This is a genomic window from Sorangium sp. So ce204, from assembly GCF_051526795.1.
Taxonomy (GTDB): Bacteria; Myxococcota_A; Polyangia; order Polyangiales; family Polyangiaceae; genus Sorangium; species Sorangium cellulosum_B.
Genome location: NZ_CP150317.1, coordinates 10,730,053 through 10,753,224, shown reverse-complemented (window position 1 = coordinate 10,753,224; position 23,172 = coordinate 10,730,053). Strand labels below are relative to the sequence as shown.

Annotated in this window: 13 protein-coding genes; 6 read left to right on the top strand and 7 right to left on the bottom strand. The window is 73.4% G+C overall.

The features are described from left to right. Positions 1–139: 139 nt before the first annotated feature. From WMF22_RS40380 to WMF22_RS40360, 5 genes are read right to left on the bottom strand one after another with little or no spacing between them, the layout of a single operon-like run. A complete protein-coding gene (locus WMF22_RS40380; RefSeq protein ID WP_438033177.1) occupies positions 140–2,611 on the bottom strand; it encodes a hypothetical protein in 2,472 nt (823 codons plus the stop codon). Beyond that, complete coding sequence (locus tag WMF22_RS40375) at positions 2,608–5,148, bottom strand: type VI secretion system Vgr family protein (protein ID WP_438033176.1); 2,541 nt, start codon at positions 5,146–5,148, stop codon at positions 2,608–2,610. Before WMF22_RS40375 ends, WMF22_RS40380 begins: the two co-directional genes overlap by 4 nt. Further along, positions 5,145–5,648 carry a hypothetical protein gene (locus WMF22_RS40370; protein WP_438033175.1) on the bottom strand — a complete coding sequence of 168 codons (504 nt, stop codon included), beginning with the start codon at positions 5,646–5,648 and terminating at the stop codon, positions 5,145–5,147. The genes WMF22_RS40375 and WMF22_RS40370 overlap by 4 nt, the downstream gene beginning before the upstream one ends. Beyond that, positions 5,641–7,824, bottom strand: a complete 2,184-nt coding sequence (locus tag WMF22_RS40365) for a type VI secretion system Vgr family protein (protein ID WP_438033174.1) — start codon at positions 7,822–7,824, stop codon at positions 5,641–5,643. The genes WMF22_RS40370 and WMF22_RS40365 overlap by 8 nt, the downstream gene beginning before the upstream one ends. Beyond that, positions 7,821–10,025 (bottom strand): type VI secretion system Vgr family protein, encoded by a 2,205-nt coding sequence (locus tag WMF22_RS40360; protein WP_438033173.1) that lies wholly within the window; start codon positions 10,023–10,025, stop codon positions 7,821–7,823. Before WMF22_RS40360 ends, WMF22_RS40365 begins: the two co-directional genes overlap by 4 nt. Before the next feature lie 381 nt (positions 10,026–10,406). On the opposite strand from WMF22_RS40360, the gene WMF22_RS40355 reads away from it, so the two are divergent. The 3 genes from WMF22_RS40355 to WMF22_RS40345 all read left to right on the top strand — a co-directional run bounded on the left by WMF22_RS40355 (position 10,407) and on the right by WMF22_RS40345 (position 11,775). Continuing rightward, a complete protein-coding gene (locus tag WMF22_RS40355) occupies positions 10,407–10,742 on the top strand; it encodes a hypothetical protein (RefSeq protein ID WP_438033172.1) in 336 nt (111 codons plus the stop codon). Positions 10,743–11,338: 596 nt separating this feature from the next. Then, the gene (locus WMF22_RS40350; protein WP_438033171.1) at positions 11,339–11,572 is read left to right on the top strand and encodes a DUF4440 domain-containing protein; all 234 of its coding nucleotides are present in this window, start codon (positions 11,339–11,341) and stop codon (positions 11,570–11,572) included. Between the two features lie 44 nt (positions 11,573–11,616). Beyond that, positions 11,617–11,775: a hypothetical protein gene (locus WMF22_RS40345; RefSeq protein WP_437295257.1), complete on the top strand. Its 159-nt coding sequence runs from the start codon at positions 11,617–11,619 to the stop codon at positions 11,773–11,775. A 41-nt stretch (positions 11,776–11,816) separates the two neighbouring features. Here the strand turns inward: WMF22_RS40345 and WMF22_RS40340 are convergent, their stop codons facing one another. Both WMF22_RS40340 and WMF22_RS40335 read right to left on the bottom strand, forming a co-directional pair. Further along, positions 11,817–13,766, bottom strand: a complete 1,950-nt coding sequence (locus WMF22_RS40340; RefSeq protein ID WP_438033170.1) for an SIR2 family protein — start codon at positions 13,764–13,766, stop codon at positions 11,817–11,819. After that, positions 13,763–16,543: a protein kinase domain-containing protein gene (locus WMF22_RS40335; protein ID WP_438033169.1), complete on the bottom strand. Its 2,781-nt coding sequence runs from the start codon at positions 16,541–16,543 to the stop codon at positions 13,763–13,765. Before WMF22_RS40335 ends, WMF22_RS40340 begins: the two co-directional genes overlap by 4 nt. Positions 16,544–16,731: 188 nt before the next feature. Here WMF22_RS40335 and WMF22_RS40330 point away from each other — a divergent pair, with 188 nt between their 5' ends. The 3 genes from WMF22_RS40330 (at position 16,732) to WMF22_RS40320 (ending at position 23,048) form a co-directional block, all read left to right on the top strand. Continuing rightward, entirely contained in the window at positions 16,732–17,862 is a 1,131-nt protein-coding gene (locus WMF22_RS40330) for a WD40/YVTN/BNR-like repeat-containing protein (protein ID WP_438033168.1), read from the top strand. Positions 17,863–18,241: 379 nt separating this feature from the next. Further along, the gene (locus WMF22_RS40325) at positions 18,242–18,631 is read left to right on the top strand and encodes a nuclear transport factor 2 family protein (RefSeq protein ID WP_438033167.1); all 390 of its coding nucleotides are present in this window, start codon (positions 18,242–18,244) and stop codon (positions 18,629–18,631) included. Between the two features lie 157 nt (positions 18,632–18,788). Then, entirely contained in the window at positions 18,789–23,048 is a 4,260-nt protein-coding gene (locus tag WMF22_RS40320) for an nSTAND1 domain-containing NTPase (protein WP_437295252.1), read from the top strand. Positions 23,049–23,172 lie beyond the last annotated feature (124 nt).

Genomic DNA, 23,172 nt, shown 5'->3' with positions numbered 1-23,172 from the left:
CCCGGTCGGAGGCGGCGGCGGCGCTGTGCTGACGGCCGGAAGCGGGCCAGGACAGAAATGATTGCTCCGCGTCGTTGCAATGAATCTGTAATTGATCGTCGCCACAGCGATCCCTCTCTCTCCCGCCCGCCCCCAGCGCTCAGCCCCGGCTCCGCGCCACCTTCAGAAACGCCACCAGGTTCGCTTCCGCCCTCACCCAGAACCCGCTCATGTCGACCGCATCCGGCAGCCGCAGTCGAGCACGCAGCTCGTCGACGCGCGCCTCCACCGCGAGGCGCGACAGCCTCCCCGACGCGCACTCCTCCACCGCCCCCGCGATCGAGAACGCGCGCCCCCCGCGGTACCTCGCCCTCGGATCGAGCCGCAGCGCCGCAATGGCCTCCCGCCACGCCCCGGCCTCGAGCTCCCGCGCCTCCTCGACGACCGGCCCGAACAGCGTGCGCAGCGCCTCCGCCGCGTCATCCGCGAGCGCCTCGTCGTCGAGCCGCTGGATCATCCAGCCGGCGCTCGCGGAGCAGCCGAAGCGCGCCACCGCGGAGAGCGCCGCGCGTGTCGGCCGGTGGCGGCCGAGCAGCCCCTCGAGCCGGGGCCAGTCGCCCGGCTCCCCCGCCAGCGCGAACAGCTCCGCTGCGCGCAACCCGACCCGCGCGCTCAGCGCCTCGTCGCGCACGAGATCCACCTCGCCGCCGATCACCAGCACCCTCGCCGCCGACCAGGCCACGTCGGGGGAGGCCGCGCCGCAGAGCTCCCGCAAGCGCTCGACGAAGCGCGCGCGCTGCGCCGCGGGCAGCCGCTCACAGCCGCAGATCCCGGCGCGCACCACCGCGTCGTGCTCGTCGGCGAGCGCGGCGCCGATCCCTTCGATCGGCAGCTCGCCGCGCATCGAGCGCAGGTTCACGCCGGCAGCCCGCGCGATCGGGTGCGCCGACGCCGACAGCGCCCGCGCCAGCCCCGCGAGCCCAGGTCGCTCGACCAGCGCGAGCGCCTCCGCGACCGCGATCGCATGGTCCTCGACGTCCTGCGGGAGCAGGTGCGCCGCCCGGTGGATCGCGGCGAGCGCGTCGTCCCCCGCGAAGGCAGCGAGCGAGATCGCGCCCGCGAACGACTTCCACGGGTCGTCCATCCAGCGCTCCCAGAAGGCCGCGACCTCGATCAGCGCCCGCGGCCCCGCGGCCACGATGGCGTCGACCTGCCGGAGCATCCGCGCCTCCGTCTCCGGCAGCCACGAGCGCCGCCCCTCGACGCGGTCGCGAGCGAGCGCGGCCACGAGCTCCGCGCAATGATCGACGACCGACGCATAGAACCCCGCCAGCGTGACCTCGGTCACGCGCCCCGCGTCGAGCCGCACCAGCGGCGCGGGGGCGCTCTCGCGCGGCAGCTGCGGGAGCGCCGGCGCCACATCGTTCGCCGCCGCGATGCTCGTCGCAGCGATGGCCGCCGCCGCGCCCGCCTCCCCGGCGCTCTCCTCGAGCCACGCCTCGTCTCCCGGCTCCTCCGCCTCGACCGGCGGCGGGACGAACGCCTCGCGCTCCACCCGCCGCGCGATCACCGCCCCCGAGAGCGGCGTCATCACCGGAAGCGCCCCCTCCGCTCCCGCCGCGACCTTGCCCGCTCCCGTGCTGGCCGCGGCGCCGAGCGCGATCCCGCGGGTGCCATCGCGGGAGATCGCCCAGGCCACGAACGACCTCCCGGCCTCGGCCGGCGCCGCGCCGTGCCGGAGCGTCGCGAACGCGCACGCGAGGCCCATCACGCCCGCCGCGGCGCCGAGCTCGCCGATCTCCGCCTCGAGGCAGCGATCGAAATAGCTTGGCGAGAGCCGCTCCGCGCACCGCGCCGTCGTGAACTGCCACTCTCGGCACCGGAGCGCGCCAGCGCGCCCCTGCCCGAAGACGGCCTGGATCGGCCCGGCAGCGGCGGGCAGGCTGCGGAGGAGCGCGGTCATCGCCGCCGCGTCGACGGGCTCGTCGTCCTCGTCGGTCGCGCGCCCCGGCGCGTGCCGGCTCGCGACGATCTCTCCCACGGCCGCCACCCCCCACCGCGACGCCTGCTCCGCGGAGGCCACGAGCAGCGCCCCCGCGCCCTCGGACGGCGGCGGCGGCGCGAGCAGCCACGGGCTCTCCGGCCTCCGCCGCCGCTCGGCGAGCGCGTCCACCCCGGCGTGCGAGTCGACGCCGACGAGGAGCGCTGCGCCGCCCGCGCCGCCCGCGAGCAGCTCCGCGATCCGCGCCAGCGCCGCGAACGCGCCCGCCGCCCCGGTGAAGCGCTGCGCCGCGGGGCCGAGCGCGCGGGCCAGCTCCGAGAGCGATGCCTCGGGCAACCCCGGCCGTGGCGCCGGCGTCACGACGAAGCGCGGGATCCCCGCGGCGTCGACCCCCGGCAGCGCCGCGAGGGCCTCGGCGACGGCGCCCCGGGCGAGCGCGAGGAGGCGGCCCGCGTCGGCCTGCGAGGGCCTGATCCACGGGCAGTAGCGCGCGTCGATCCGGCGCCCGTCGGGCCCGATGAACGGCGACGGCGGGGGCGGCGGCGCCCCGGCGCGCGGGAAGAAGACGTGATCGCGCGCCGAGGCGCCGGCGGGCGAGATCAGGCCGAGGCCGAGCACGGTGAGCTTCATCGGTGCGTGAGCGAGCCCGACTGCTTCGAGCTCCCGGTGATGGTGATCGAGGGGGACTTGATCGTGACGCCCGCCGGCGTCGCCGAGATCTCGGACGCGCCGCACCGGAAGGTGATCGGGCTGCCGTCGAGCTTCAGGTTCCCGCTCACCTCGAGCGTCAGCGCGCTCTTCGCGGTGAGCGTGTACGAGCCGCCCGCGCTGATCTTCAGCGCGCCCTTCACGTCCGAGGTCATGGCCCCCGCGACGCTCCGGGTGATCGCCCCCCGGCTGCCGATGTTCAGCGAGCCGAGCCACTCGCCGAGGCCGCCGCCCACCGTGAGGCCGGCGCTCGCCGCGCTGCTCGTGTGGCTCCCGTTGATCACGGTCGTCGCGGGGCCGGCGGTCACCCACGACACGGGGCCCGGCGTGGTCAGCGCGTAGAGGGCGCCCACCGCCTCGGTGTACGAGCCGCTCGCGACGACGCTGCGGTGGCCCGGGCCGGGGCCCGCCGGCCCGCCGCCCGCGCCGCTCGCCCCCGCGGCCCCGCCGCCCGGCGCCGCCTCGCCCTGCGCGGGCCGGCCGTGATCCCACGGCATCGGGCTCGACGACCCCTTCACCGCCGCCAGGATCGCCTCGCCCCCCGGCAGCAGCGACATCGCGCTGCCCGCCGCGCTGTCCTTGATCGCGGCGAGCGCGCCCTCCGCGCCCTTCGCCTGGTAGCCCTCGTAGGCCGCGCGCGACGCGCCCATCGCCGACGCCGCGATCTGCCCGGCGGCGCCCCGCGCGCTCACCTTCGACAGCAGCGCGGACGCGGCGAGGTTGGCCGCGCCCTTCACGGGGTTGCCGGCCTGCTCCACGAGCATGCCCCCCACCACGGCCGTCTCGGCGCCGACCTCGCTCACGAAGTTGCCCCCCGCGCTCTGGCGCTGCGCGGCGCCCACCGTCACGCTGCGGGAGCCGTAGCCGCCGATGTACCCGAGGTGCACCGAGGTCGACTCGTCGCCCCCGACCTCGGCCTGCAGGGCGGCGCCGACCTGGAGATCCTCGTTCTTCAGCGTCTGCGCCTCGTGATCGCCCCCGACCGTCGTCTCCTTGGCGAAGGGCGCGTGCACGAGGACGTGCTCGCGGCCGGCCGCGTCGTCCATCTGGATCGCCGTCCGCGCCCCCCCGCCAGGCGAGCTGTCGGTCGCGATCGACGTCACCGTCTTGTTCGCGGGCAGCGCGAGGGGCGGCCGCTGCTTCTCGTTGTACGAGCGCCCGAGCACGACGGGGCGATCCGGATCGCCGTCCTCGAACATCACGAAGACCTCCCAGCCCACGCGCGGCAGGAGCATCGGATCCGGCAGGTGCGGCTGCGCCACCCGAACAGGCAAGCTGCTCCGCTGGTCGCCCTCGCCGTGCAGATCCCAGTGGAAGCGGAGGTGGACGCGGCCGAGCGCGTCGGGGTGGATCTCCTGCCCGCGCTCCCCCGTGACCCAGGCCGACTGCACGCCCGCGATGCGCGGCCTCGGCGTGACCTTCGGCAGGCGGAACGGCACGCTGGCCGGGATCGCCCCGACGCTTTCGCGGAGGACCCCGTCGCTCGCGTCCCAGCGCAGCGCGACGTCGGTCACCACGCAGTCGCCCGCCGCCCGCACGACGCCGTTGTGGTCCGGCGCCTCCACGAGGCGGCAGCGCGCGCCGGGCGAGAGCGCCAGCGCGTTGCTGTCGAACGACAGGCGCGCGGCCTCGGCGCGCAGCGACTCGAGCCGGATCCGCGCGCGCGCCGCGCCCTCGGCCGGCGAGGCGAAGCCGCCGGGCGCCTCGTAGACCTCCACGTCCCGCTCCGCCTCGGCGCCCCCCGAGGCCTCGGCCTCGAGCGAGAGCCGGGGCTGATCGGGGCTGTGATCGCGCAGGACGACCTTGCCGGCCGCGCGCCGGAGCCGCCGCGCCGCGTCCACCGCGACGGGCCCCGGCTCGTCCAGCGTGCTGCGGGTGACCAGCGCGACGCCGCCCGGGTAGGCGTCCTCGGCGGAGGCGGAGTCGTCCTCGAGGACGAACACCTCACCCTCGCCGTCGTCCTCGAACCGGAAATACAGCCCGTGCTCCTCGCAGATCCGCCGGACGAACGCCGCGTCGCTCTCCTGGTACTGCACGACGTAGCGGCGCTTCGGGTAGGACGCCGCGAGCCGCTTGCGCACGGTCCTGTAGCCGCCCCCTCGCGCCACCTGCTCGACGATCTCCGGCGCCGTCATCTCCTGGAACGTGCGCGCCCTCCGGGTGAGCCCGAGCAGGGCGAAGCGCGACGCGAGCGTGAGCCGGTAAGCCCGCAGGTGCTCGTGATCGCTCGCGATCACGGCGAACCGGGTGACGACGCCGAGGAACGTCCTGCTCCCCGTGGGGGCGTCCAGGGCGAGCCGCCCCGCCTTGCGGAGCACGCTCCCGGGCGCGACGAGCGCGTCCCTCGGGCCGTGGAGATCGATCTCGAACGCCGAGGCCTCCCCGAGCCGCTCCGCGCCGCGGACGCGCGACGGCGAGAGATCCGGATCGCCCTCGATCGTCAGCGCGACGCCGCTCACGGCAGCTCCACCCGCGCCGAGAAGATCCGCACGAGCGCCGCCATGTCGATCACCAGCCGGTCGCCCTCGATCCGCACCGCGCCGCCGGGCTCGATCCGGAGGCTCGATCCCGGCACCTCGAGCTCCAGCGTCTCCCTGGCGCGCAGCCGGAGGTGGCGGGCGTCGAGCGCCAGCGTCCCGTGCGCGTCCGGCGCCGGCGCCGAGGCCGTCTGGAGCGCGCCCAGGATGGCGACGCCCCCGGGCGCGTCCGCCAGCACGACGGTGCGGCCCTCGCGCATGCACTCCTCGATGAACGCGGGCGAGACGCCGGCGGCGAGCGTCGCGAGGAGCCGGCGCCCGTCGCTCGGGCGCACCTGGAACGCGGGGCGCGCGTCGCTCTTCTCCTCGCCGCGCGCGACGATCATCTCCACGACCCCCGGATGGAGCCCGGGGCCGAGGGGCTTCGCCTCGCCCCGCGCGGGGCGGGCGGTCGATTGCTGGACCGTGCGCGACCTAGCCATAGTGATGAACCCCTTCCTCCACGCTCGACGTCGGACCCTCGAGCTTGCCCGAGATGGTGATGGAGCCGGGGGTCATGGTGATCGTCACCCCCTGCGCCTTGATCGTGAGCTTCGCGGCCGCCTCGACGGCGATCTCGGCGCCGGCGATGTCGGCGGCGCCCCGCGAGGTGGTCGTGACCTTGCCGAAGCTCTCCGCGACGTCGCCTCCCGCGGCGACGCTGCGCGAGCCGAAGCTCTCGGCGTAGAGCCCCCGCACGGTGAGGCCGTAGGAGCCGGCGTCGATGGTCTGCGCGCCCGAGACCTTCACGATCGCCGCGCCGGCCACGCCCACCGACTCCGACGGGCCGGCGGTGGTGCTCACCGAGCCGCCGACGAGCAGCGTCGAGGCGCCCTTGGCGAACACGCTCTGGTGCTCGACGCCGACCTCCTGCTTCGCGCCGCCCACCATCCGGACGAAGCTCGGCGTCACGGTGAGGTAGTCGCCGCCGGCGCGGATCACGCGGGCGCCCCCCACGGTGATCGCCTCGGAGGCCGCCTTCAGCCCGTAGTTCGAGTCGACCGCCACCTTGCGCTCGCCGCCCACCTCGAGCGACAGCGCGCCCGCCACCTTCTCGACCCGCCGCTCCTTGATCTCGAGCGTCCGGGCGCCGCCGACGACGCGCTCGGATCGCCCGGCGATCTCGGTCCGCTTGTCGTTCTCGGTCCGCTCCCGGTAGTCGCCCGACGTGTCGAGCCCGAGGCGCTCGTTCCCGGCCTCGTCGCTGATCCCGACGCCGCTGCCGCCCGAGCCGCCGGGGGTCGCCCGCGTGCCGAGGCGGGTCTCGACCTTCTTCGCGGGCAGCGCGGCGGGCGGCGCCTGGACGGCGTTGTACAACCGGCCGAGGATCACCGGGATCTCCCCGCCCCGGTCGCTGAAGCCGACGAGCTCCTCCCAGCCGACCCGCGGGTTCAGCATCGCGCCCGAGAGCTGCGGCTGGGTCACGCGGGCGAAGCCGGAGCTCCGGTGGTCTGACGGGTCGCGCGTGTCGCCCGTGTCCAACGTGCCCTGGCGATCCCAGCGGAGCCGGAGGCGGCTGCGGCCGTGCTCGTCGAGGGCGATCTCCTTGCCCGGCGGCCCGGTGACCACCGCGGTCCCGGCGCCGCCGCGAGGCTCGGGGGTCCGGCGCGCCGGGCGGAAGCCGTCGCGCGCCGGGACCGCCTCGAAGCGAGCGCGGTAAGCGAGCTCCTCCGGACCCGCCTCCGCCCTCGCCTCGTGCACGACAGCGAGCACGAGCCAGCGCGCGTCGCCGAGATCCTCGGGCGGGTCGGTCACCTCGACGATCTCGCCGGCGCGGAGCTCCGGCGCCGTGGCCTCGCCCTCGAGCGAGGTCGCCCCGGCCCGGCGCTCGGCGAGGCGGATCACCGCGAGCTCGCGGCCCGCGCCCGGATCGTCGAGGCCGCCCGGGACCTCGTACCACTCGAGCGCGCCCTCGCCCGAGGCGCCGCTCAGATCGAGCATCGGCCGCGTGAAATCGTACGCCTTGAGCGCGACCTTCTCGACCGCCACCCGCCTGCGGATCCGCGCCGCGCACAGGGCTCGCCCGGGGACGAGCCCCGCCTCGTCGCGCCACGGGATCGCCGCGCCCGCGTCGAGGAACGTCTCGGGCGCGTCGGCGACGTGGAGGAGCGCGGGATCGCCGTCGTCCGGGAACCAGCTCATGCCCTCCTCGGCGAGGAGGCGGGCGCAGAAGCCGAGGTCGCTCTCGAAGACCTGCGCGCAGTGGGGCCGCTTCGCCGCCGCGCGGCGGGCGCGGAGGTCGAGGCGGACGCCGTGATCGCCGAGGACGCGCGCCGCGATCTCGGTGGCGCTCTCGTCGACGAAGACCCGGTAGTCGCGCGTCTCGTCGAGCCGGGCGACCGGCGAGGCGAGGGTCACGCGCGCGTGGGCGTCGCGCTCCTCGACGGCCTCCACCGCGAGCGCGAAGCGCCGCTCGACGCCGTGGAAGCGCAGCGTGAGCGTCGCGGCGCGGCCGATCAGATCGAGCGCCGCGAGCTCGGCGGGCTCGCCGCCCACGAAGGCGGCGCAGCGCGCGTGGGCCACCGTCGGGGCGCAGGCGCGCTCCTCGACCTGGCACGCGTGGACGCGGAGCTCGGCGTCCACGCCGGGGATCTCGAGCAGGATGGGTCGCTCGCTCACTTGCCCGCCTTTCCGCTGGCGCGCCGGGTCGTGCCGCCGTCCACGTGGGTGACGCCGCCGGTCGTCTTCAGCTTGCCGCCGCCCAGCGTCATCGTGCCCGCCGCGATGCTGCCGCTGGCCTGGATCGTCACCACCGGCGCGCTGATCGACACCTTCCCGCCCGCGCCGATCGACACCTTCCCGGCCGAGATCGCGCCCGTCGACGCCTTGACGCCGACGTTCCCCGCGGCCCGCTCGTGCACCGCGCCCGCCTGGCTCCGCTTGCCGCCGTTGATCGACTCGGCGTAGCTGCTGCAGCGGATCGTCCGGGAGCCGCGGCAGGCGTAGGTGCGCGCCCCCGCGACCGACTCCGTGACGCCGAGGCCGCTCGTGATCGACGTCGTCCCGAGCACCACCCGGGCGCAGCCGCCGCTCACGTTGACGTTGGACTGGTTGCAGAGCAGCGCGTAGCCGCCGCCCACGACCTCGACGCACGACCCGCTGGCCAGCACGGCGCGGTTGCCGGTGACGTCGACGAGCTCCGCCCCGCCGACGAGCTCGGAGCTCGCCCCCTCGACCGAGAGGAGCATCTCCTGCCCCACGTCGACGCGCTGGGTCGCCCCGACGCGCGCGGCGTGGCTCCCGAGCACGTTGCTTGTGAGCGACAGGCCGACGACCTGCGCGTCGTCGCCGTCGATCCGCGTCGCCTCCGGGCCGCCGACCTTGACCGAGAGATCCCGCGAGGCGTGGATCGAGAGCGCCTCCGCGCCCGCGTCGTCGACCATCGTGATCCCCTGGGTCTCGCCGCTCCTCGGCGTGGTCCACGACTGGAGCGCGGTCGTCGCCGACGCCGCGGGGAGCGGGAACGGCGCGACGGCGGTCGCGTTGTAGGCGCGGCCGAGGACGAAGGGGCGATCCGGCGAGCCGTCGAGGTAGCCGACGTGGACCTCCCAGCCCACGCGGGGCAGGAACATCGAGGCGCCGAGCGGGTGCTGGAGGCAGCGGATCCAGTGAGAGGCGCGGTCGTCGGTGATCCCGGAGCGATCCCAGAGGAAGCGCAGCTTGATCCGGCCGAGATCGTCGACGTGGATCTCCTCGCCGGGCGGCCCCGTGATCACCGCGCCGTCGATGTGCTCCACCGCGGGCGCCGGGCGGAGCGCGGGCCGGAAGGGCGGGTGATCTCCGCCGTCCGCGGCCTTCGTCGGCCTGAGCGCGATCCGGTTTCCGTAGGGCGCGGCCGCGCCGCCGTCGCGGCTCGGCCGCGCGTAGCGGTGGGAGAGCTCGGCGACGAGCATCCGCTGCTCGAAGAGGTCCGCGCCCGCGCCCGTGATCTCCACGAGGCGCCCTGGCCCGAGGCGGATGCAGTCGCTCTCCCCCGTGACGGTGACCTTGTCGCGCTGCAGCTGCTCCAGCCGCCGCCTGGCCCGCGCCTTCGCGGCCTCGGCCGTGGGGACGCCGGCCGGCACCTGGAGCCACGCGAGCTCGCCCTCGCCGGCGTGGCCGTCGATGTAGACGTCCGGGTGCCGCACGTCGAAGTCACGCACCGTGACCCGATCGGCCACGGCCTGCTCCTCCCACTCGAGCGACGAGAGGGCGCGCGCGCCGAGCTTCGCCCCGCGAACCCCGGCGTAGGGGAGCGCCGCGCCGCCCTCGATCCCGTCGTGCGAGCCGCTGCCGTCGCCGAGGACGACGCGGTGCTCGCCCTCGGCCGTCGTGTCGAACCAGTACGAGATCCCCTCGTCGGCCAGCAGGCGCTCGATGAACGCCCACTCCGCCTCGGCGTACTGGACGCACTGGGGCCGCACCGTGTACGCGCCCGCGAGCCGCGGCTCGATCGCCGCCGCGGGGATGCCCGCGCCCGCCAGCACCTCGGTCACGATCTGCTCGGTCGTCTTCTCGAGGAAGACCCGGTAGCCGCCGCGCAGCGTGAGGAGCCACGGCGGATCCGAGAGGCGGAGCGCGTAGATGCGCTCCCGGCCGCGGCGGAGATCGCTGCTCGCCTCGACGACGAGGAGGCGGACGAGCCGCTCGGAGCCCTCGGCGGGGTCGACGAGCGCGAGCGTCGCCGGGGCGCGGAGGAGGGCCGCGAGATCCACCTCGTCGGCGACGGCGACGCGCACCTCCCAGGACGAGAGGGCGTCCATGGCCTCGCGCCCAGCGAGCTCCAGCACGACGCACTCACCGAGCGGCTCGCAGGCGAGCCGGACGTCGACGTCGCTCATGGCTCCCAGGTCCGTGAGCCACGGGGGAGGCCGGCGTCGTTCCGCGGGGATCTGCGCATGTTCGCTGCCACCTCGAGATCGCTCCTGGCCACGCGAGGTCGCCGTGGCCGGTGTAGACAAGAGCCGCAACACCGTAACAGAGCAGATCTACGCGCCCGTTGGCCAGCCCGTCGCGCGGCGTCGCGCGGCGTCGCGCGGCGGACCGCCCGGGGAACGCTCGGATCGGCTCGAGGGTGCACGCGGGGCTCGTCGTCGGAGGGCAGCACGACCATGCCCGCCGGTTGTCGTGAGTCTCTGGGTCCTCGGCGCACCCAGGCTCACGCAATTACGCGTGTTCTGCCTGAATGATCTCTCTATTTCTGCCTGGCCAACGAGCTGCCGTTGCGGGACGAGCTGGTACCGTTCCTGGTGGCGCGCTCGGGACGGGCCCTGGACGATTTCGCCCGGTGGGTCGCACCGCGGCGGGAAGTGGAATGGGTGCTCTCCATGCTACAGTACATGCCAATGTCACCGTGGACCCAGGAGGAATTGAAGCGGCGGCTCGCTCGCTCCGATGATCCGGAGATCGAGGCGCGCCGGCAGGGGATCCTGCGCACCTTGCTCGCGGATAGCCCGGAGGTGAAGGAGGAGCTCATCGAGGAGGGCCAGCCTTGCGACGCAGAGCCGCTCCGTGAAATTTTTCGTGAGGGCGTTCACGAGAGGCGACGATCTGGATAGACGTGCCCCGGCGGCTTCGGTCGACCAATCGACGAATGGTCCGGTGGGCAGAGGCACCCATGAAGCGACGGTTTCGGGAGGAATACGATCACAGCCCGAGACCCATCGCTCCGGGTTCGGTGTCGATCCTCCTCGTCGCTTGTCCGCGCTGCTGCGAACGGGCCGAGCTGGCTCGCCGCCACGAGCCGCCCCAGGAGGTGCTGAGCTGCTCGCGATGCGGGCACGTCGAGCAGAACCCGAGCAGATATCGGTACTGGCTTCGGGTCGCATGCTGCGGCCACACCCTCTATGCGGTCGACAGCCACCACCTCGCGTTCCTGGAGCTCTACATCGCCTGTCCCCTGCGCGAGCGCCTGCGGATGCATTGGGCCGATCGCGATTACCTGGCCACGCTGCCCCGGTGGATGTGCCTCGCCAGGAACCGCAAGAGGGTTCTCCGCGGTCTACGGGCCTTACGGAGCAAAATCGTTGATTCATGATCGGGTCGATGGTCATGCGGTTGACGCGGCCCGCCACGCCACACCTCGTCGCGGCCTGACTTCACCGTCGACGGCGTCAGGGCGCACGGGTAACACTGCGTGGAGCCGCGGACCTCCATGACCGACGAACACCCCGCCTTCGAGCAAGCCATCCAAGACGTCATGGAACACCGCGCCTGCGCCCTGGTGGTGAAGCGCGACCTCGTCGAGCTTGCGCTTCTCCTCGCAGACGAGTTCTCGTATGTCAATTCCCAGGGTGCCCTCTGGGGGAAGGCCGAGTACCTCACGGCGGTCGACGGGAGCGCGCTGCGCTGGGCAGTGCTCGAATTTACCCGGAGAGAGTTCACATAAAGGCGGGAAGAACATTGACCTTTTCTTCCTGGCTTCCCGCCTTCATGTTCAATTTTGAGCACTACCTGCTCGGTGGTCTTCTCGAGGATGATCCGGCAGCCGCCGCGCCGCGTGAGGATCCCGTGCACCTCGTGGATCACGTGGCGGAGATCGGGGACAGGGCGGAGAACCCTCTTCGGGTGACGCCGCCGGCAAGCCAGTAAACCACGCCCGGCCCGCTCGCAGGTGCTTCGCGTGGCGTGGGCTAGCGAGGACCCGCCCCGCCCGCGGGCGCCGCCGCGGCGAGCGCGCGGAGCCGCGCGTGCAGGGGCTCGCCGAACGCCTCGAACTCGACGACCTCGACCGGGAGCGCTGCGGCGCGCTGCTCGAACGCCTTCCGGTCCTCACGTCGGACGAGCGCAAAGTGCGGGCCGGCCGCGCCCCGGAAGGCGTGGGAGACCCAGCGGAGCTGATCGCCGAACACCCGATCCTCGAGGCTGACGCCGATGAAGAGCAGCGTCCGCCCCGCCATCTGCGTGCGCAGCGACTCGAGCGCGGCCGTGTAGCGGACCTCGACCGCAGGGCTCGACGGGTACAAGGTCGTGTACCCGTCGGGGGTGAGGATGATGTCGTCCACGTGCTGAATGGCGCCGTGCAGGTGCCACACGGTGGGCCGCTGCAGCGCGCCCTGAGAGAGCTCGACCAGGCCGCTCGGGGACTCGATGATCCACTCGCGCAGGTTGCCGGGATCGGGGCATGCCCAGCGCAGGACGGCGTCGTAGTTCGTGGTGATGACGAGCTGGCTGCCCAGCCCCCACACGAGCCGCGCCAGCTCGAGGGACGCCGGCTCCACGTCCGTCGCGTCCGGGCTGAGCTGCTCGACGAGGAAGCGGTTCCAGGTCGGCCCGAGCGCGCGCTTCGCCTCCTCTGCCGCCTCGAGCAGCCGCGGCGCATCGAGCGAGAGGAGCGCGTTGACGAGCGCCGCATCCTTCTTGCGACCCTCCTCGTCGAGGCGCACCGCGGCCGCAGCCAGCAGCGCAGGCCAGCTGGGAAAGAGGCAGCTCCCGTCGGAGGCCCGCCGCACCGCCATCGCGACGCCCGCCCCGACGAAGGGGACGAGCCTCCTGTTGCGGACGGCCTCGGCCAGGCTGCGCGGGAAGGTCATCGATGTCTCAACCGCCGCGCCGACACGTACCATCGGCCCCGGCCGCCCGTGCGTCGGCGCCGGCGCGGAGATCCTGTAGCGACGCCGCGCCGCGGCGGCGTAAAGCGCGTTGCTCGGCCGGCAGAGCCCGGCCTCGTCTCGGACCACACCGATGAGCTCGAGCCGCGCGATGTCGTCGTCGAGCCGCGTGAAGGGGATCGGCTCCTCTGCGACGATCTGCCGGAAGACCGGCTCGAGGCCTTCGCGGTCGATGGCGTGGAGGACGTGCGGCAGGTTGTGGGCCTCAGCGCGCAGCAGCGTCGCCGCCCCCTCCGTGAGCGAGCCGGAGCGCGCCACCTCCTCCGCCAGCGCCTGCGTGAGGTACGGCTGCCCCGCCGTGAAGGCGCAGAGCTCGGCGGCGCGCGAGGCGGGGAGGCTCGGCGCCTCGGCTGCGGCGAGCAGCGCCGCCACCGCCGCCTCGGAGAGGCCGCCGAGGTAGATCTCATCGAGCACGTTGCGGAGCGGCGAGTTGCGGTGCACCGCCATGTCGCAGAGCTCGATCCCGCCCGCGAGGACGAACGTCCAGCGGCCGAGCTCCCGGTTGACCAGCCGGAGGTTGAACGAGGCGCGCAGCGCGGAGCCGAGCCAGCGCCGGGTCTCTTCCGGCAGCACGCCGAGCTCGTCGAGGAAGAGGCCGATCCGCGGCGCCTTCGCCGCGCCGGCCGCCGCCCGGAGGAACGCCTGCAGCCCGCCGGCGCCGCCCGGGAGCGGGGGTGCGGTGGCGAGCGTGCCACCGAGCTGATCGGCGATCTGATCGGCGAGGTGGCGCGCGCACGCCGCTGGATCGGCCCCGGCGACCGCCTGGAAGTCGACGAAGGCGATCGGCTGCCACGGCCGCGCGCGCTCGCGCGCCCGTAGCAGCACGCTCGTCTTTCCGAGCTGCCGTCCGCCGAGGACCGCGCCGACGGCGTCGCCGTGCCGCAGCCAGCCCTCGATCCGGGCGAGATCCTGCTCCCGGCCGACGAAGAGCGGGCTGCCTGGATCGAGCGGGCCGTGCAGGTGGAAGATCATTCGAGGGTCCTCCGCGCGAGGCCCGCGATGAGCGCGTCGACGTCGTGCGATCTCCGCACCATCGCCGGGTAGGCCGCCATCGCGAAGCGGTATTGGTCCCCGTCGTAGGCGACGAGGCTGTAGAGATCGAGCATCTCGAGCGCCTCGGTCACACGCCCCTCGTCGAGGAGCCCGCGGCGCCGCGCCTCGGCCATGAGCTCTGCGAGCGAGAACGTCGGTCCGGGCAGGAGCAGACTGACGATTCGCTCGCATGGCGTCGTGTCGCTCCAGGCCGTCTCGATGACGTCGCGCTGGAGCTCGCGTTGCGCCGCGATCCGCCCGACATCTGCAGCGGCGACCCGCCGATCGAGGGTCCCGACGACGAGCTGCTGGCAGACGAGCTGCACGAGGTTCGGATGGGAGGAGGTGACATCCATGATCGCGGCGACGACGCGCTCCGGGTCCAGCAGCTCGAAGCCGAGCTGCTGCATCGGCTTACGGACGATCGCCTCGACCGCGTTGTCGTCGAGCGGCCGCAGCAAGAGCTCTTCGCAAAAATTGAAGAACGGCGAGGCGGGATCGTGGAGCTGCTGGTAGAGCGTGCGGCTGCCAGAGAAGACGAAGCGGCAATGTCCCTCGTGCGCGACGGCCCGAAGGGCGCGGAAGAGCCGCCCTCCGTGCGCGACGTCGTCCGCGAGCAGCGCGTCGATCTCGTCGAGGAGAAGTACGACCGTCCGCCCGCTGGCGTGCTTGCGGAGCGCGGCGATGTGCGGCCTCACGAGCGCCACATCCACCGCTCCGCCGCCTTTGGTGTCGACCTCGCCGCCGAGCATCGCCAGGAACTCGCCCCGCGTGGGTCGATCCTCGCAGCTCAGGTAGAGCGGCTCGTAGCGTGGATCGGTCGCGAGCACGCGCTGCACGCGGAGGAGGATCGAGCTCTTGCCCATGCGGCGCCCAGCGACGACCGCGAAGCTGCGCGTGCCGATGCTCTGCGTGAGCGTCTTCACCTCGCGCTCGCGCCCGAAGAACATGTTCTCGGGCACCGGCCCGCGGACGACGTAGGGCGATAGGCTGCCGGGATCCGTGCCCTGCTCGAGGATCATCTCGACGAAGCGGTGCGCCTCGTTGGCGATCACGAGCGAGGCGAGCTGCTCGCGATCGAGCACTACAAAGTCGTAGCGGTAGGGGGACCCGTTGATGCGGTCCCGCAGCGTGCGGGCACCGGACGACGCGCCGGGCGGCGGCACGGCGACGAGGACGATGAAGTACCCGAGGAGCTGCCCTGCCTGGAGGAACTCGGCGAGCCGATCGACGAGCGCCGGGTCGTCGTCCTGCTGCAGGACGAGGACCGGGAACCGCGTGTGGCGGATCCAGAGCATTGGCGCCTCGACGAGGAAGCCGATGACGCCCCGGCGCAAGGGGAGCTCGCGCTCGACGCGGAAGCCGATCGCTTCGCGCAGGAGCTCGTCGAGGAGCCTCCGGCTCTCCTCGACGAAGCGCGTGCTGCCGGTGTCCGCCGCGTCGATCAGCCGCTGCCAGCGCTCGTCGAGCGTCGCCAGGCGGTGGCGCACCTCCTCTGCGTCGGCCGCTGGGCGCTGTACGAAGAACAGCGTGACGTCGCCGACGCGCAGCGCGTCGCCGCGCTCGAGCCGGACCGGCTCGCGGACGCGCTGGCCGTTGACGAAGGTGCCCTGGGTGCTGCCGAGATCTTCAACGGTCACCACCTGCCCGGCCACGTGCAGGCGAGTATGGCGCGGGGAGACCGATGGGGAGTCGAGCTGCAGCCCGCATTGTACGGCCCGTCCGATGGTGACGTCGCTGGCGATCGCGTAGTAGGTGCCGCGCCCCTGGCCCGCGGCGATCAAGAGGACGCCGACCACGACCGGCGGTACCATGTCGAGGGTCGTCGCCATCTCGAACTCCGCGTCCTCGGACGGGGTGGGCGCCGCGCAGAAAGACAAGAGAGGCGCACCCCCGACCCGCTCATCCGAGGGTGCCAGGCGTTGAAGCGCCTGGGCGAGCTCGTCGGCTGCAGGCCGCTTCGCGGGATCCTTGTGCAGCGCGCGGAGCACGATCGCGTCGAGCTCGCGCGGGAGGGCCGGGTTCCACGTCGACGGTGGATCCGGCTCGTCGCGCGTGATCCTGACGAGCACGTCGACGATCGTGGCGCCGTCGAATGGCAGCCGCCCGCACAGGAGCTCGTACGCCACCACGCCCAGCGCGAAGATGTCGACCGCCGGTCCGCGCGCGTCCCCGCCGATGGCCTCCGGGGCCATGTACAACGGCGTTCCGGCGATCGTGCCGGTGCCCGTGGGTGAGCTTGCCCCGACCGGCGCCGCGAGCGCGAAGTCGAGGAGCACGAGCCGTCCCGCCGGTGTCGCCATCATGTTGCTCGGCTTGAGATCTCCGTGCACCACGCCCTGCGCATGCAGGTACGCGAGCGTCTCGGCGATGCGCCGGACGATCGCGATGGCATCATCGAGGCGCGGCGGCCCTCTCCGCCGCAGCGCGTCGAGCGGCTCGCCCACCACGAGCTCCGTGACCATGTAGGGCCGCCCATCGTCGAGCACGCCGTGATCGACCAGCGTCACGATGGACTCGTGCCGCAGGCGCGCGAGCACCCCGATCTCGTTGATGAGGCGCTCGGCCGCGCCGTGTTCGCCGATGACCTTCACCGCGACCTCGGCGCCACCCGCCACCGGCCGCGCGCGGTACACACGCCCGAAGCCGCCGCTCCCGAGCAAACCCAGGATCACGTAGCCGCCGACGCGGCTATCCGGCAAAAGCGCACCCCTCACCGTGGCGATCCTACCGCCGTCTCAGCCCGCGCGGGACGATGGCGACGAGGTCGAGGAAGGCGAAGTCGACGAGGGAGACGATCGGACCTCGGGCGGCGCCGCTCCGGTGAGCCGCGTGCACGGGTCACAGCCGCCGGATCCGCTTGCTTGTGTTCCGGAGGCGCCACGCGCGGTACGAGACGCGGGCCGTGTCGAACGTCGCGCTCCGCGGGGTTCTGGGCAGGAGATCGCAGATGACCATCCCCGCTCCAAAGTCTGTGAACCGGAGGCTCGGCTGGTTCGTTTTCAGCCCAGTGGTCATCGTTGCCGTCGCCTGTGGCCTGTGGATGGGCTGGGTTCACGACCGGCCACAGCCGGAGGAGCAGCGGGCTGGTCGCATGGCGGAACCAGCGGAACGAAGCGATGCCATGCCGCTCGGAACCGACCCGAACCGGCCACAAGGTACCTCTTCCTTTCACGTCTACAGGTCTGACGATCACGGCCTGTCCTGGAGCCTGGCCGGGAGAGGGCTTCCCACCAGAGGACGGATCCACGCCCTCGCGGTCCGGGAGACGACCGCATACGCCGGCTCCGATGACGGACTTTTTGTCTCTGCGGACGGCGGGCACAGCTGGGCGGGGCGCGACATTCCCCCGGATTCCGCGGTGCAGTGCTTCGCCTTCGTGGGACGCCGTCTCTTCGCCGGGACGAAGGGGGCGGGAGTCTTCGTCACGGAAGACGCGGGCCATTCCTGGCGTGCAAGCTCCAAGGGCCTCATCGACCCGAATGTACGATCCCTTGCGGTCCAGGGGGCCGTCGTGTACGCCGGGACCGATTCCGAGGGCGTCTTCGTCCTCCCCGATGGCGCCGAGGCGTGGATCCCGTTCGGCCGCGAGTTGCCCGACGGATCGCAGGTCTTTGACCTGGCGGTCAAGAACACGTGGATCTACGCCGCTCTGTACAGCAGGGGTCTTTATCGGCTTGCCGTCGGTGGCGGGAGCTGGCGGAGAGTGGGAGACGTGGTGCCGCTTCGATTTCACGTGCATGGCGAGTCCCTCCTCGCCGGGCACAACCCGGGAGGGGTGTACCGGTCCATCGACGAGGGACTGACGTGGCATCTCGCTGACGGTCTGACGGATCGCTCACCGACCTGGGTTCTCGGCGACGCGGGCCCGAACGTCCTCGTGGGAACGTCACCGGAAGGTGTCTCGATCAGCCACGACGCAGGCGCGAGCTGGAAACCGAGCGCCGCCGGGCTCCCGCCGGGTGCGGCGGTCGTCGCGCTCGCGGCCGACACGAGCTATGTTCTCGCGGGAGTAGTGACTCAAGACGGCAGGTAGACCCGGGGGCGAGCGGGGCCCGCTTCGGTTGACCAATCGACGGATGGTTCGGTGGGCAGAGGCACCAGTGAAGCGGACGGTTTCGGGAGGTGCTGAGCTGCTCGCGATGCGGACACATCGAGCAGAACCCGAACGGGTAGTTGCATGGTTCCAATGGATTGCGAGGCTCGACCGATCTGCCGGGAAGCAAGCTCCGAGGGCAAGGAATGCGGAAAGGAGAGCAACCGCAAGGACACAAGGGGCGCAAGGGACCAGAGACGAGAACTTCTCTTGCCCGCCCCTTGCGCTCCTCGCGCCCTTGCGGTTTCTCTTCCCTTCTGCTGATTTTCTCGGGACCTGCGCGTCGCCATGCGAGCCGCGCTGCGCGCCCCGGACCTCCATGACCGACGAACACCCCGCCTTCGAGCAAGCCATCCGCGACGTCATGGAACGCCGCGCCCGCGCCCTGGTGACGCGCGACCTCGCCGAGCTCGCGCTCCTCCTCGCAGACGACTTCTCGTACGTCAACTCCCAGGGGACCCTCTGGGGCAAGGCCGAGTTCCTGACGGCGGTCGAGGCGGGCGCGCTGCGCTGGAGCGCGCAGACCGCGGAGGAGGTCAGCGTGCGCAGCTACGGCGAGCTCGCCGTGGTGACGTGCGTGGTGCGCGACGAAGGGACCTGGCACGGCGAGCCGTTCAGCGCGCGGTTCCGCTCCACGCAGGTCTATGCGCGCCGCGAGGGCGTGTGGCGCTACGTGGCGGGCCAGTCGACGGGCCTGGACCAGGGCTGAGCGCGGGGGGAGGACCCTCGCCCGTGGAGCGCGCCAGCGGAGCGCTGGCGAGGGGCTCCGCTCGCCGCGCTGCGCTGCGCGGCGTCACGCGGTGGACCCCACAGGGAACGCTCGGCTCGGGTATAGTCCCCGGGCGCTTGGCGCGAGGCGGGCCCTCGTGAAAGAGAAGATTGCTTCAACCCTCTCGCAGGCGATCCTGCGCCCCGGCGGCGCGGAGACGCAGCCGCGGGCGGGCGACGCCCTGCCGCCGTCGAGCTTCGGCCCGGAGAGCCTCGCCCCGTCGAGCTTCGGCCCGGAGAGCCCCGGCCCGTCGAGCTTCCACCCGCCGAGCCGGTTCGAGGAGTACCGGCTCCTCCAGAAGCTCGGCAGCGGCGGCATGGGCGACGTCTACCTCGCGCACGACACGCTGCTCGACCGCATGGTCGCGGTGAAGTTCATCCGCGCGGCGACCGCGGACGCCGAGGTGCGCGCGCGGCTGCTCGCCGAGGCGCGCGCGGCCGCCCGCATCCAGCACCCGAACGTCGTCGCCGTCTACCGCGTCGGCGAGCTCCGGGGGCGGCTGTTCGTCGTCTCGGAGTTCGTCCGCGGCCAGAGCCTCGACCGCGTCGACATCCCGATGCCCTCGCGCCGCGTGCTCGAGCTCGGGGCGGGCCTTGCGCGGGGCCTCGCGGCCGCCCACCGCCGGGGGGTGCTGCACCTCGACATCAAGCCGGCCAACGCGGTGCTCACCGCGGAGGGCGAGGCGAAGCTCCTCGACTTCGGCCTCGCCAAGCTCCTCGAGCCGGCCGCGCGACCCGACGCGCGCGGGGCGCGATCCGAGATCCCTGGAGGGCGATCCGACGTCCCTGGGGGGCGATCCGACGTCCCTGGGGCGCGGTACGATGTCCCTGGGGCGCGGTACGATGTCCCTGGCGCGCGAGCCGACGTCCCTGGCGCGCGGTACGACGTCCCTGGCGCGCGGTACGACGTCCCTGGCGCGCGAGCGGACTGTCCCGGAGGGCGATCCGACATGCCCGGGGCCCGAGCCGACGGTCCCGGAGGGCGATCCGACATGCCCGGGAGCCGATCCGACGCGCTCGGCGAGGGCGCGCTCGCTGGCGGCGAGGCCCTGCGAGGAGCTCCGTGCGACGCCGACGCGGCGATCGCGCCCGGCGATGAGCCGCTCGCGGGCGAGTTCCGCGAGGCGGCCGAGATGGCGGCGCGCCTGCTCGACGTGACGACGAGCGTCGGCGGCGGCACGCCCCACTACCTGCCGCCCGAGCTGTGGCGCGACGAGCTCGCGACGCGCCGCTCCGACGTGTACTCGCTCGGCGCGCTGCTCTTCGAGCTCTGCGCCGGCGTCCCGCCGCACCACGACGTGCCGATGACCGAGCTCCCGCTCGTCGTCCAGAGCGAGGCGCCCAGGCCCCTCGCCGCCCTCGCGCCGGGCGTCGATCCGCGGCTCGCGGCCGTCATCGAGCGGTGCCTCGAGATCGACCCGGCCGACCGCTTCGCCTCGGGCGACGAGCTGCGCGACGCGCTCGAACAGCTGCTCGCCAGGAGCCGCCACGCCTCCGTCGCCCCGGAGGGCAACCCCTACCGCGGGCTCCTCGTCTTCGATCTCGAGCACCGCGCCGTGTTCTACGGGCGCAGCTCCGAGACGGGGACGATCCTCGACCGGCTCCGCTCCGAGCCCATGATCGTCGTGGCCGGCGACTCGGGCTCGGGCAAGTCCTCGCTCTGCCGCGCCGGCGTGCTCTCGCTCGTGCTCGAGGGCGCCCTCGGCGGCGGGCGCGCCTTCCAGGCGGCCATGATGGTGCCCGGCCGGCAGCCGCTCGCCGCGCTGGCCGCCGCGCTCGAGCCGGTCCTCGGCGCGCCCGCCGAGCGCATCGCGGAGGCCGTGCGCGCCGCGCCGGGCTCGCTCGCCCGCGACCTCCGCGCGCGGCTCGGCGAGCGCGGCGGGCTCGTGCTGTTCATCGACCAGATGGAGGAGCTCGCGACGCTGAGCAGCCCGGGCGAGGCGGCGCTCGTCGGCGAGGTGCTCAGCGCCTTCGCGGCGCGCTCGCCCTCCCTGCGCCTGCTCGCCACGGTGCGCGGCGACTTCCTCGCGCGCGTCGCCGGCATCTCCGGCCTGGGCGACGACATCGAGCGCGCGCTCTACCTGCTCCGCCCGATGTCGGCGGACAAGCTCCGCGAGGCCATCACCGGGCCGGCGCTGGCCAAGGGCGTCGCGTTCGAGTCCGACGCGGTCGTCGACGCGCTCGTCGAGTCCACCGCGCGCGCCGAGGGCGGGCTGCCGCTCCTCCAGTTCGCGCTCGCCGAGCTCTGGGACGCCCGCGCCGCGCCCGACGCGCCGCTCAGCAGCGCCGATCTCGCGCAGATCGGCGGGGTCGAGGGCGCGCTCGCCCGCCACGCCGATCGCGTGCTCGGCCGCATGCCGCCCGAGGTCCACGCGGCCGCGCGGCGGCTGCTCGGCGCGCTCATCACCCCGCAGGGCACGCGGGCGCGGCGCGCCGAGGGCGAGCTCGCGGAGAAGGGCGGCGACGGCGCGGCGCGCGCGGCGCTCGACGCGCTCGTGCAGGGCCGCCTCCTGTTCGCCCGCGAAGGCGAGCAGGGGACGGTCTACGAGATCGCCCACGAGGCCCTGATCCACGGCTGGGGGACGCTGCGCCACTGGCTCGAGGAGCAGCGCGAGCAGCGCGCGACGCGCCAGCGCCTCGACGCCTCGGCCGCCGAGTGGGAGCGGCTCGGCCGGCGCCGCGACGCGCTCTTCAGCGCGCGCCAGCTCAAGGAGGCGAAGGGCCTCGATCCGGCCGACCTGCCGCCGCGCGAGGCGGCGTTCCTGAGGGCGTCGCGGCGCGCCGTCCTGACGCAGCGCGCGGTCCGGTGGGCCCTCGTCGTGGGCGTCCCGCTCGTCGCCGCGCTGCTCTACGGCACGCTGGAGCTCAGGGCGGCGCGCCAGCTCGCCGCGCGGGCGGACAGGAAGATCCACGAGGCCGCGCTCACCTCGTCCGCCGCGGCGATCGAGCGCGCCGAGGCCGAGGCGATCCGCGCGGAGGCGCTCTCGGCGTTCGATCGCCGGCGCCGCGACGAGGGGGAGGCGCTCTGGGAGCGCGCGCAGGGGCGCGCCGCCGAGGCCGAGCGGCTGCAGCTGCAGGTGAGCCAGAAGCTGGAGGCGGCGCTCACGCTCGACGGCGCCCGCAACGACGCGCGCGCGCGGCTCGGCGACGTGCTCTACGAGCGCGCGCTCGCCGCGGACGCGCGCGGCCACGCCTCGCTGCGCGACGAGCTGCTCCAGCGCATGACAACGTACGATCCCGACGGCGAGCGCCGGCAGCGATGGAACGCGCCCGCCGAGGTCGCCATCGAGACCGATCCCCCCGGCGCGGACATCACGCTGGAGCGGTACGAGAGCGACGCGGAGGGGCGCCGGCAGCTGACCGGCCAGCGCCTCCTCGGGACGACGCCCTTCGCGAGCATCGCGCTCGCGCAGGGCTCCTACCTGCTCACCTGCGAGGCGCGGAATCGCACCATCGTGCGTTATCCGTTCCTGGTCCAACGCGGAGAGTCATTGAAGCTCTCCATCCCGCTCCCGCACGCCGGGGACGTTCCTCCCGGGTACATCTACATCCCGCCGGGCCGGTTCCTCTTCGGCGCCGCCCTCGACGACATGTACCGGTGGGCGTTCCTCTCCACCGTTCCTCTCCACGAGATCCGCACAGGCGCGTACCTGATTGCGCGGCACGAGACGACGTTCCAGGAGTGGCTCGACTACATCCAGGAGCTCCCGAAGGAGTCCCGCGGCAGCTCGTCCATCCAGGCGGGCAACGGCGCCATGACAGGCGCCCTGGGGCTGCGCCGCTCGCCAAGCGGCGTGTGGCAGCTCACGATCCAGCCCACGATCCAGGCGTATACCGCGCGGGCAGGGGAGCCGCTCGTGTATCCATCGCGGGCGGTCCGCGCGCAGCAGGACTGGCTTCGTTTCCCCGTCACGGGCATCTCCTTCGCTCAGGCCACCGAGTATGCCGCGTGGCTCCACAGGACAGGCCGCGTCCGCGGAGCCCGCCTCTGCACCGACTACGAGTGGGAGCGCGCGGCGCGGGGCGCCGACAGCCGCATCTTCCCGCACGGGGACAGGCTGTCTCCCGCCGACGCCAACTTCGATGAGACCTACGGCAAGGAGAGCTCCACGATGGGGCCGGATGAGGTGGGCTCGCACCCCGCCTCACGTAGTCCGTTCGGGGTCGATGACATGGCGGGAAACGTGCTGGAGTGGGCCATTTCTTCGATCGAGCCCGACAAAGTGCTGTTGCGAGGTGGTGCTTATATCTATGATCAAACCTCGGTCCGAAGTGACAACCGGACCGTCGTTGATGGCACCTTCCTCGACCCGGTGATCGGGCTCCGCATCTGCGCCTCGTTCCCTCCACCACCGTGAAGGCGACGAGGCCTGCGGCGCTCGAGCCGACGCGGGCTCCGTCGCTCGCGTGATCGGGCCCCGACCGCCCGAGGGAAGACCGTCGATGCGCAAGGCGTCACGGCTTTAGCGGCAGCGTTCGGAG

Bases quoted from the DNA above. Each gene is read 5' to 3' on its own strand.
- WMF22_RS40370 (WP_438033175.1), bottom strand. From the start codon at position 5,648: ATGGCTAGGTCGCGCACGGTCCAGCAATCGACCGCCCGCCCCGCGCGG.
- WMF22_RS40345 (WP_437295257.1), top strand. From the start codon at position 11,617: ATGTTCAATTTTGAGCACTACCTGCTCGGTGGTCTTCTCGAGGATGAT.
- WMF22_RS40360 (WP_438033173.1), bottom strand. From the start codon at position 10,025: ATGAGCGACGTCGACGTCCGGCTCGCCTGCGAGCCGCTCGGTGAGTGC.
- WMF22_RS40380 (WP_438033177.1), bottom strand. From the start codon at position 2,611: ATGAAGCTCACCGTGCTCGGCCTCGGCCTGATCTCGCCCGCCGGCGCC.
- WMF22_RS40340 (WP_438033170.1), bottom strand. From the start codon at position 13,766: ATGATCTTCCACCTGCACGGCCCGCTCGATCCAGGCAGCCCGCTCTTC.
- WMF22_RS40325 (WP_438033167.1), top strand. From the start codon at position 18,242: ATGACCGACGAACACCCCGCCTTCGAGCAAGCCATCCGCGACGTCATG.
- WMF22_RS40350 (WP_438033171.1), top strand. From the start codon at position 11,339: ATGACCGACGAACACCCCGCCTTCGAGCAAGCCATCCAAGACGTCATG.